Below are 10,659 nucleotides of genomic sequence, written 5' to 3' on the forward strand. Positions count from 1 at the left end.
CCGTGATGGCGGTAACGCTGCTGTATCCCATGGCACGCCTGGCGGAACGCCACTTCGGACTGGAGTCGCGCCTGATGACGGGTGTCGGTGTGATGGCAATCAGCATCGGCACGCTGTCGCTCGCGCGCGGCACCTTGGGCGTGTTCGCGGGAGTGGCTGTGTTCTATCTTGGCGGCCTGTTTGCCGATCCCGCCCGCGAGGCCCTGGTGGCCCGCTATGCACAAGCCAGGGCACGCGCCAGCTATATCGGTTTGAGCCGCTTCGGTTTGGCGCTGGGCGGTTTGTTCGGCTACACCACTACCGGCTATCTGATGGACCGCGCGCGCGCCATCGGCATGCCTGCGTTGCCCTGGCTGGTGCTGTCGTCCATTGGCATGGCGACCGTGCTCGCGCTGGTCTGGCAATTCACGCCGCGCGCGAAACTCAGACTGGAGAAAATGGTGTCGTAATCGGTGCCATCGCCGGGTGGCGCTGGCTCTGACCAGACCACGCTCAGCAGCCATGCACCACAGGGGGGCACCGCAAATGCGACGCGTCCATTCTGGTCGGTCCGCTGCTCAGCGACCGGCTCCGCATCGTGCGCGAGGTAAGTCAGCTTCACCAGCCCGCCTTCCAGCGGCATACCTCGATACAGCACGCGCACTGGCACCACCGCCGTCGCTCCGGCCGGATCGCGTTCCGGTACGATTTCCAGCGGCAGCCCATAAACGCGCGTCGCCGCCCCACCGTCCGTTCCGCCGGTCTCCGCAACGACCGCGCCGCCGCTCAGTGCCGCCTCCGTTGGGCCGGACGTGGCGGCGTCCGTGCTTGCTGCGCCGCGCCTTGCATCGCCCACGCTGATCAGCGCCTTGGCCACGCGGCTGTAGCGCTCCGCGCCGTCCTCGCCATTCAGCTTGTTGCGCTCGCGATGCGTGATCACGTCCTGCAAACCTTCGGTGTACAGGTATGCATTGAAGCGAGCCACAGGAACGAAGCTCTGTGCCTTGTCGTCCGTTTGCAGCAGCAGCACGTGCGTGCCTGCCGCAGCCAGGCGCAGGCCGGCCTGCACCGGCTGCGTGTCGCCATCCGGCGCGACCGCGGTGAAGCGAATGATCCGCCGCGCAGGGATAGGGGAACGTTGACGGTCCTCGCCATGCCCTACTTCAAGTGACAGCGAAACAGCCTCGCCTGCGCGCAAGTGATAGCTTGCCGGCTGAATCCAGAAATCATGCGCTGGCGCCGCGGCGGGCAGCAGCGCCATGCACAGCGCAGCCGCGTACTTACTTGCCACGATAACCTTCCGGTGTCGCGGGCGGCGCGACAAAGGGGAACACCGTGTTGGAATGCTGCACTTCATCGCGATGAACGCCATCGTCGATGCCCGTATTCCGGCCTGCAGCGAGCAGCGAGCGATAGACGTTCACCGCGTCGTAATCCAGCGCCCGGCCGCCGCAATCGTCACGGTAGCGGACATCGCCAGCAGCAGCCATTTCCACACCAAACAGTTGCGTGCAACTGCCGGAAGTGCTGTTCACCCAAAGACGGTCATCCGCCAGCAGCTCCGCCATGCGCCGGTAGCGATGCTCGGGAGGCGCCTTGGCGTCGATCATCAGCTGATTGCCGCACTTGCCGTCATAGCCATCGTACAGCGCCAGCGATTTCTCAATTTCCGGCACAAACTGGGCCGAAGTAGAGGGCGTAGCCTCGTTGTAAGCGATCTTCATCTGGTCGCTGACCTCGTCCGCCTCCAGTGGCGCCAGCAGTGCATTACCGGTCAGCGGACGCCCCATGCGGTCGATACGTGTGCCTTTGATCGAGGTTTCCGCCCACACCGCCAACAACGGTCCGCCCTTCGCCACACTGGCCACATCAACCGAGAGCACAATTGTCGCAGGCGTCCAGTCCTTCAGGAAGTTGGTGCCCGGCCCGCCATCGGTGCTGCGCCAGCGCTTCAGAAATTCGGTTGTCTGTTTGGCGCTGAACAGCGGACAGCCAGCGTCGTCACGCTGCACACCGCCTTTGATCGCTGCAGCCGCGTAATTGAATGCATCGCGCGAGCCTTTCACATTATTGAAGAAGGGGTCGTCGCGCAGGCCTGCGAACAACTGCATCTTGTGGATGCCTTTGCATTGCATGGTTCCATTGAGGCGGCAGGCGATATCCACCGTCGCCGTCGTCGCGCCAACGTGCTTGGCGCTGTCGATGTGGAAGACGTAATCGGCATCCTTCGAAAAACTATGGCCGACGATCGCCATCACCAGATTGAGCTGCCGCGCATCCGGCGACATCCACGCATAGATATCGCCAATGTCCATGCGCGGATCGGCGATAACCTTGGGCGAATCAAGATGATCCGATGCCTGCGCCAACGCCGTCAGCGCCAGCAGCGCTCCTGCAAAGACCCGCTTCAAGGCCGGCTCCCATGCAGCCGCTGCTGCGCATTGCGTAGTTCGCTCTGCGCCCGGTCTTCGGACAAGCCGATCGATTGGGTCAGATAGTCGTGCGCTTCCTCGCTCGTCCAGTTGAAGGAGCGGAGGCCAGTATCCAGTACAACGCGGGCCGCGCTTAGCAGCTCGCCTTGCAGGCGTCGAACTTCCAGCTGTGCCGCGGTGTGCTGCTTTGCCGGGTCAGGCGCGCCGTTGACCTGCGCGCGTGCGATAGATGCCGCCGTTCCGTACAGCGCCCAGGTCAGCATCGCGAGAATGAGTATGCGTAGTGTTTTCATGACTTCGATTCTAGAAAGCGTTGCGCATACAATCCATTACCTCGGAGGTTATATAAGGTTATGCCGAAACCTTCGTTCACTTTCCCCTCAGTGGCAACGTAGACTGGGGACTCCAGAATCTTCAGGAGTCCAACAATGAGCTATCCCGCGCTGCACGAATACCTGGATCGCCTGGCATCGGGCGCTTCTCCATCCAGCAGCCTGAGTGTCGATGATGACGGCGAAGTCCATGGGCGCATCTTCAATTGCCGCCTGGGCAGCGTGTTTCATCCCGTGCGCGAGCTGGCGACTGGCGAAGTGGTCGGCTATGCAGGACGTGTGCGTGGCGTCGCGGCGGAAGATGTGGATCTGCCGCTGTGGAAGTTCCTCGATGGCGCGGCAAGCGACAATGAGTCCGTGGAACTGGACCGGTTGTGCCGCATGCTCCACGCGATCAACTTCTTCCGTCGTCCGGATGCGGGGCAGCACACGCTTTACCTGAATGTGCACGATCGCTTGCTGAGTGCCGTGAGCAGCAACCATGGCATGGCGTTCCGCCGTATTCTTGACGCCTTGGGCTTGCCGGTCGAACAGGTCGTGCTGCAACTGCCGGCCGTGAATGCGCGGCAGAACTGGATGCTCAACTACGTTGCGGACAATTACCGCCGCAACGGCTTCCGCATTGCCGTGAAGGTTGGTACGCCATCGCAGCTGCCGTCCATCCTGGGCCACGCCAGCACCGACGCAGTCAGGATCAACACCTTGCGCGGCGTCTCGCCGGCCGACCTGACGCAATCCCTCGCCAAAGCGGCAGCGCTGAACGTCAACATCCTGGTCAAACAAGCCGATGCTACCGGCGCCCTCCTCCACGCCGCCGGCCGCACTGGCGCCTGCGTGCTGGTCCAGGAGCACACCGGCCGCCCCGGCCTGCCCCGGCCTTCACGTAACATCGCGCAGTCCCAACGCGCAGCCTGATACTGCCTCTGCGGACCTACCACGCCCCGCCAGACGATTCGCTGAAGCTCTGTGCGAGGAATTCGGTGAAGGCGCGGACGCGGGGAGAGCGGGCCTGGCGTTCGGCGGAGACGGCGTAGATGTCGGCGTCGGGTGTGGCGTAGTCTTCCAGCAGAATGCGCAGGCGGCCGGTTTTGACGTATTTGGCAATGTCCCACTCGGCGCGCAGCATCAGGCCGTGGCCATCGAGCACCCAGTTCATGCAGACTTCACCGTCATTGCTGCTCAGCGTTCCGCGTACCTTGACCGTTTCGGACAGCTTCCCGCGCGTGAAGCGCCACGAACCATAGGCCGCGTCGTTCTGGCGCAAGACGATGCAGTTGTGCTGCACCAGGTCGTGCGGCACATTCGGCACGCCATGCTTTTTCAGATAGGACGGCGCCGCGCACACCAGACGCCGATTGCTGGCGATCTTGCGCGCTACCACGCGTGCGTCGGGCAGTTCGCCGAAGCGGATACCGACGTCGAAGTTTTCGTCCACCAGGCTGAGTGGATGGTCGCTCAGCTGCAGCTGCACTTCCACGTCCGGATACTTGCGCACGAAGCGCGACACCAGCGGCGTCACATAAGTGCGCCCAAAGCCCAACGGCGCATTCACCCGTAGCAGCCCCTTTGGCGCAGCGCGATTCTGCGAAATCTGCCGCTCCATATCCTCCAGCTCACTCAGCAGCCGGATCGCATTCGCGTGCAACAGCTCCCCCTCGTCGGTCAGTGTCATACGGCGCGTGGTACGCAACACCAGCGGTACGCCCAGTTCGGCCTCCAGCTTGGTCAGCCGTTTACTGATCGAAGCAGGCGTCACGCCCAGCTCCCTCGCAGCAGCGGAAAGGCTGCCCTGCTTGACGATTTCCCGGAAAAAGCTCAGCTCAGGCGAGTGGATCATCTTTAACTCCAGGTAAAAAGCAGATTGAATTTCACGTGATTTCAGCAAATTGTACGCGGAATACACTGCGCATCATTGAACACCACCCAAGGAGACTCAAGATGCGTACCCACAAAATCGCCGCCATTCCCGCCGACGGCATCGGCACCGAAGTGATCGCCGCCGGGCTGGAAGTGCTGAACGCCCTGGCACAGCACGACGGCGGCTTCCGCCTGAACGTCGAACACTTCCCATGGAGCTCGGATTACTACCTGGAGCACGGCCACTACATCCCTGAAGGCGGCCTGGAAAAGCTGAAAACCTTCGACGCCATCTTCTTCGGCGCGGTCGGCAGCCAGGAAGTGCCGGACCACGTATCGCTGTGGGGCCTGCGCCTGCCCATCGCGCAAGGCTTCGACCAATACGCCAACGTGCGCCCAGCCCGTGTGCTGCCCGGTGTGAAAAGCCCGCTGAAAAACGGCGAGGACATCGACTGGGTCATCGTGCGTGAAAACTCCGAGGGCGAATACGCGGGCAACGGCGGCCGCACCCACAAAGGTCTGCCGATCGAAACCGCCACCGAAACGGCAGTGTTCACCCGCGCCGGTGTCGAGCGCATCCACCGCTTCGCCTTCGAACTGGCGCGCAAGCGTCCGGCCAAGCATCTGACCCTGGTCACCAAGTCCAACGCCCAGCGCTTCGGCATGGTGATGTGGGACGAGATCTTCTACGAAGTGGCCAAGGATTACCCGGACGTGAAGACCAACCGCGAACTGGTTGACGCCGTCACCACCACCATGGTGCTGAAGCCCAAAGCACTGGACGTGATCGTCGCCACCAATCTGCATGCCGACATTCTGTCCGATCTGGCAGCAGCGCTGTCGGGCAGTCTGGGCATCGGTCCCACCGCAAATCTGAATCCTGAACGCGACTTCCCATCGATGTTCGAGCCGATCCACGGTTCCGCTTTCGACATCACCGGCAAAGGCATCGCCAATCCGATCGCCACGTTCTGGACCGCCGCCATGATGCTGGAACACCTGGGCGAATTCTCCGCAGCCCAGCGCCTGATGGAAGCCATCGAATACGTCACGGCCAGTGGCGTGCATACGCCAGACCTGGGCGGCAAGGCCACCACGGCTGATGTCACGGCAGCCGTGTGCGATTACCTGGCCCGCGCCATTCCCGTCGCAGCCTGATTAAAACCTGCCCTGAAGCCGGCGCCAAGACCGGCCATCGCACTACATCATTCAAGGAGACACATCATGCGCAAGCTGAAGAAACTACTCGGCATGCTTTATGTCCAGGTGCTACTCGCCGTCGCGGCGGGCATTGCGCTTGGTGCGTTGTATCCAACATTCGCCGTTGACCTGAAACCGTTTGGAGACGGTTTCGTCAAACTGATCAAGATGGTGTTTGCCCCGGTGATCTTCGCGACCATCGTTGTCGGCATCGCCAAGCTGGAAAACATGAAAGAACTGGGACGCGTCGGTCTGCGCGCCCTGATCTACTTCGAAGTGCTGTCCACCTTCGCGCTGGGCATTGGCCTGCTGGTGGTGAATCTGGTTGGCCCCGGCGTTGGCATGAACGTCGATCCGCACACGCTGGATACCAAGGCCATTGGCACTTACACCTCCCAGGTCAAGCACGACACGTTCGCCGGCTTCATCCTGCAGCTGATCCCGTCCAGCATTGTAGAGGCGCTGGCCAAGAACGATATCCTGCAAATCCTGGTATTCGCCRTCATGCTTGGCGTCGCGCTGGCACGCATGGGCAAGAAGGCGGAGATCGTGATCAATGTATTCGAGTCCTTCTCGACCGCGATGTTCTCCATCGTGCGCATGGTGATGCGCGTTGCGCCATTGGCCGCCTTTGGCGCCATGGCTTTCACCGTCGGCAAATACGGCTTCGGCTCCATCGTTTCGCTGGCCAAGCTGATGTCGACCATGTACCTGACCTGCTTCCTGTTCGTGTTCATTGTGCTGGGCAGCATCGCGCGCTATTCCGGCTTCAGCCTGTGGAAGTTCCTGAAGTACCTGCGCGAAGAGATTTTCACTGTGCTGGGCACCAGCTCGTCCGAATCGGTTGTGCCGCAGATGATGAGCAAGCTGGAACGCGTGGGCTGCTCCAAGTCCGTGGTTGGCCTGGTCGTCCCTTCCGGCCTGACCTTCAATCCGGACGGACAGTGCATCTACTACACCATGGCAGCCATCTTCATCGCCCAGGCCACCAATACGCCGCTGACGCTGATGGACCAGGTGGTGGTGCTGGGTGTGCTGATGCTGACTTCCAAAGGCTCGGCTGGCGTCACCGGTTCCGGCTTCATTACGCTGGCTGCGACGCTGGCCTCGCTCGGCAAGATCCCGGTTGAGGGCATGGTGCTGCTGCTCGGCGTGGACCGCTTCATGTCCGAAGCACGCGCCATCACCAATACCATCGGCAACGCGGTTGGTACAATGGCCATTGCCAAATGGGTTGGCGCGATTGATATGCAGCGCGCAAACGCGATTCTGGATGGGTCGGCACAGCCGGTGCAGGTTGAAGAACCTGCCCCCGAGCTGGTCCCGCCTCCTGCTGTCGCTGCTGCCGCCTGACCGGAGCACTTCATGCAAAACACCGATGCACGCGCCCTGCTGCGCACCATGTTCGACGCCGCCGTCAGCGCTGCGCAGCCGGCCGTTTGCCTTCCGCGTCATCTGCCCGCTGCGCCAAAGGGACGTACCATCGTCATCGGTGCGGGCAAGGCAGCTGCCACCATGGCCCGCGCGCTGGAGGACAACTGGAAAGGCCCGCTGCAAGGCCTCATCGTCACGCGCTACGGCTACGCTGTACCTTGCGAACGCATCGAAGTGCTGGAGGCTGCCCACCCGGTGCCCGACGCGGCGGGCAGCGCAGCAGCGGCGCGCATCATGAACATCGTATCGGGACTGACGGAAGATGATCTGGTGATCTGCCTGATCTCAGGCGGCGGTTCTTCTCTTCTGACGATGCCGCCGAATGGCGTGACGCTGGAGGACAAGCAGGCCCTGAACAAGGCCCTGCTGGCCAGTGGTGCATCGATATCGGAAATGAACTGCATCCGCCGCCATGCCTCGGCAATCAAAGGCGGGCGGCTTGCTGCGGCCTGTCATCCGGCCCGCGTCCACACGCTGCTGATTTCGGACGTGCCGGGCGATGATCCCATGGACATCGCCTCCGGCCCAACGGTCGCCGATCCGACCACCTGCGCCGACGCGCTGTCCATCGCCACGCGCTACAACATCGCCCTGCCCGCCAGCATTGAACGCCAGCTGCGCAGCGGCGAATGCGAATCCATCAAGCCCGGCGATCCACGCCTGGCACGCGCCGAAACGCATATGATCGCCACGCCGCGCATGGCGCTGGAAGCCGCCGCTTCGGTTGCACGCCACGCAGGATGGCCTGTCCATATTCTCGGCGATGCGATTGAAGGCGAGGCGCGCGACGTCGGCAAAGTCATGTCCGGCATGGTGCGCTATGTTGCGCAGCATGGACAGCCATTCAGCAAACCCTGCATTCTGCTGTCCGGCGGCGAAACGACGGTGACCGTGCGCGGCAAGGGTCGCGGTGGCCGCAATGTCGAATTCCTGCTGTCGCTTGCCATCGCGCTGGACGGCCTGCCCGGTGTCCACGCCATCGCCTGCGACACCGATGGCGTCGACGGCCAGGACGAAATTGCCGGTGCCTTTATCGGGCCGGACACGCTCAGCCGCGCCTGGGCTGCGGGACTGCCACCAAAAGACAGTCTGGCCAACAACGATGCACACAGCTTCTTCGAGCACCTGAGCGACTCCGTCATCACCGGCCCGACGCTCACCAACGTCAACGACTTCCGCGCAATCCTGATTGCCGATTAGCGGTCGATCCGCGTCGTCATCATAATCGACGTCGTGGTGCGCTCGACGCCATCGAGTGCACCGATACGGTCGATCACCGCATCCAGCTCCTCGACCGACTCTGCCTCCACGCCTGCAATGAAATCATAGATGCCGTTCACCGAATGCAGCGTGCGAACGGGCGGCAGGCGGCGCAGCGCGCTCTCGATGGTTGGCGTCAACTTGGGCGCAGCGGTAATCATGACCAGCGCTCGCACCAGCCCCGCACGATAGTCGGCGCTGGTGCGAACCGTGTAGCCGATCACCACACCGCTCTTCTCCAGACGCTCGATTCGGCTCTGCACCGTGGTGCGCGACAAGTCCAGCCGGCGCGCCAGTTCCGTGGTCGATGCACGCGCATTCTCACGCAGGAGGTTCAGCAACTGCTGATCGATTTCGTTCATTTGCCGTCATTTTCGTCAATTTGACCAATCATACTCTACAGTTCGTCGTTCTGATTAATGCAATTTGCCGACACCCGCCGCACAATGAATCTCACTACAAGGAGAATTCAATGCGGGACGCGATCATTATCGGCGGTGGACATAACGGCTTGGTGTGCGCACATTACCTGGCCAAAGCGGGCCTGAAAGTAACGGTGCTGGAGCGGCGCGGCGTGGTCGGCGGCGCAGCCGTGACCGAGGAATTCYATCCCGGCTTCCGCAATTCGGTGGCGGCGTACACGGTGTCCCTGCTCAATCCAAAGGTGATCCGCGACATGGAGCTGCCGAAGCACGGGCTGCGGGTCGTGGAGCGTCCGCTGTCCAATTTTTTGCCGCTGAACGACAGCCAGTATCTGAAGATCGGCAACGGTAAGACAAAGGAAGAAGTGGCCAGGTTCTCGCAGCGCGATGCCGAGCGGCTGGAAGCGTACGCGGGCCAGCTCGATGTGGCAGCGGACCTGCTGCGCGACCTCGTCCTGCAAACGCCGCCGAATATGGTGCAGGGCAGCTGGATGAGCGCTCTGCCCGAATTGATCAAGGCCGGTACGCTCGGCAACCGCATGCGCAAGCTGCCCCTGTCCATGCAGCGCGAGCTGCTGGACCTGTTCACCAAGTCTGCCGGCGATTATCTGGACAGCTGGTTCGAGAGCGCGCCAATCAAGGCGGCGTATGGCTTCGACAGCATCGTCGGCAATTACGCCAGCCCCTACACACCCGGCTCGGCCTATGTGCTGCTGCATCACGTGTTTGGCGAAGTCAATGGCAAGAAAGGCGCATGGGGACACGCCATCGGTGRCATGGGCGCGATCACACAGGCCATGTCGCAGTCGGCGCAGTCGCGCGGCGTGGAAGTGCGCACCGATTGCGCCGTGCAGGAAGTGCTGCTGACGCGCGGCCGCGCAACGGGCGTTGTCACAGCCGCAGGCGAAAAGCTGGAAGCGCGTGTGGTGATCTCCAATCTCAATCCGCGCCTGCTGTACACCAAACTGGTGGACTCGGCCGTCCTGCCTGCGGACTTCCTGCGCCGCATGCAAAGCTGGCGCTGCGGGTCCGGCACCTTCCGCATGAACGTGGCGCTGTCCGAGCTGCCGGATTTCAGCTGCCTGCCTGGCAAGCAGATGGCCGAGCACCACGGCAGCGGCATCATCATCGCACCAAGCCTGGGCTATATGGAGCGCGCTTATCACGACGCACGGGCCGAAGGATGGTCGCGCAAGCCGATCATTGAAGTGCTGATTCCGTCCACGCTTGATCCAACGCTGGCGCCGCAAGGGCAGCACGTGGCGAGCCTGTTCTGCCAGCACGTAGCGCCACAACTGCCTGACGGTTCGAGCTGGGACGATCACCGCGATACCGTCGCAGACCTGATGATCGAGACAGTCAACGAATACGCCCCGAACTTCAAGCGCGCCGTGCTGGGACGGCAAATCATGAGCCCCCTCGACCTTGAGCGCACCTTCGGTCTGATTGGCGGCGACATCTTCCATGGCGCGCTCGGCCTCGACCAGCTGTTCTCCGCGCGCCCGATGCTGGGCTATGCGGATTATCGCGGTCCTATTCCCGGCCTTTACACCTGCGGCGCAGGCAATCATCCCGGCGGCGGCGTCACCGGCGCACCGGGCCATAACGCGGCGCGTGAAATCCTGCGCGACTTCCGATAGAAGCGTGCGACAATACGACAGAGATTCTTGCAATATAGGAAAAGCCACACAATAATTGCATCATTTCTTTCGGATCGCTAACGCTCATGTCCATGTCCTCGTT

The 10,659-nt window shown here is 62.2% G+C and carries 10 protein-coding genes; 5 read left to right on the forward strand and 5 right to left on the reverse strand.

The features are described from left to right. Positions 1-304 precede the first annotated feature (304 nt). From AB4Z11_RS10810 to AB4Z11_RS10820, 3 genes are read right to left on the reverse strand one after another with little or no spacing between them, the layout of a single operon-like run. On the reverse strand, positions 305-1,270 hold the full coding sequence (locus AB4Z11_RS10810) for a DUF4198 domain-containing protein (protein ID WP_442025250.1): 966 nt from the start codon (positions 1,268-1,270) through the stop codon (positions 305-307). Continuing rightward, entirely contained in the window at positions 1,260-2,390 is a 1,131-nt protein-coding gene (locus AB4Z11_RS10815; protein ID WP_442025251.1) for a DUF4331 family protein, read from the reverse strand. Before AB4Z11_RS10815 ends, AB4Z11_RS10810 begins: the two co-directional genes overlap by 11 nt. Next, positions 2,387-2,704, reverse strand: coding sequence for a DUF885 family protein (locus AB4Z11_RS10820; protein ID WP_442025252.1), 318 nt, complete (start codon positions 2,702-2,704; stop codon positions 2,387-2,389). The genes AB4Z11_RS10815 and AB4Z11_RS10820 overlap by 4 nt, the downstream gene beginning before the upstream one ends. Before the next feature lie 135 nt (positions 2,705-2,839). On the opposite strand from AB4Z11_RS10820, the gene AB4Z11_RS10825 reads away from it, so the two are divergent. Then, positions 2,840-3,658, forward strand: coding sequence for an EAL domain-containing protein (locus tag AB4Z11_RS10825; RefSeq protein ID WP_442025253.1), 819 nt, complete (start codon positions 2,840-2,842; stop codon positions 3,656-3,658). Positions 3,659-3,674: 16 nt separating this feature from the next. On the opposite strand, the gene AB4Z11_RS10830 is transcribed toward AB4Z11_RS10825, so the two are convergent. Then, positions 3,675-4,580, reverse strand: coding sequence for a LysR family transcriptional regulator (locus AB4Z11_RS10830; RefSeq protein WP_442025254.1), 906 nt, complete (start codon positions 4,578-4,580; stop codon positions 3,675-3,677). 101 nt (positions 4,581-4,681) lie between these two features. Between AB4Z11_RS10830 and AB4Z11_RS10835 the strand changes: the two genes are divergently transcribed. From AB4Z11_RS10835 to AB4Z11_RS10845, 3 genes are all read left to right on the forward strand, one after another. Continuing rightward, the gene (locus tag AB4Z11_RS10835) at positions 4,682-5,758 is read left to right on the forward strand and encodes a tartrate dehydrogenase (protein ID WP_442025255.1); all 1,077 of its coding nucleotides are present in this window, start codon (positions 4,682-4,684) and stop codon (positions 5,756-5,758) included. A gap of 66 nt (positions 5,759-5,824) precedes the next feature. Next, entirely contained in the window at positions 5,825-7,153 is a 1,329-nt protein-coding gene (locus tag AB4Z11_RS10840; RefSeq protein ID WP_442025256.1) for a dicarboxylate/amino acid:cation symporter, read from the forward strand. 12 nt (positions 7,154-7,165) lie between these two features. After that, a complete protein-coding gene (locus AB4Z11_RS10845) occupies positions 7,166-8,434 on the forward strand; it encodes a glycerate kinase type-2 family protein (protein ID WP_442025257.1) in 1,269 nt (422 codons plus the stop codon). Here AB4Z11_RS10845 and AB4Z11_RS10850 read toward each other — a convergent pair. Then, positions 8,431-8,856, reverse strand: a complete 426-nt coding sequence (locus tag AB4Z11_RS10850) for an Lrp/AsnC family transcriptional regulator (protein ID WP_442025258.1) — start codon at positions 8,854-8,856, stop codon at positions 8,431-8,433. The genes AB4Z11_RS10845 and AB4Z11_RS10850 overlap by 4 nt on opposite strands. Positions 8,857-8,966: 110 nt before the next feature. On the opposite strand from AB4Z11_RS10850, the gene AB4Z11_RS10855 reads away from it, so the two are divergent. Next, on the forward strand, positions 8,967-10,556 hold the full coding sequence (locus AB4Z11_RS10855; protein WP_442025259.1) for a phytoene desaturase family protein: 1,590 nt from the start codon (positions 8,967-8,969) through the stop codon (positions 10,554-10,556). Positions 10,557-10,659: the final 103 nt, after the last annotated feature.

It is taken from the genome of Pseudoduganella sp. RAF53_2, assembly GCF_052113985.1.
Taxonomy (GTDB): Bacteria; Pseudomonadota; Gammaproteobacteria; order Burkholderiales; family Burkholderiaceae_D; genus Rugamonas.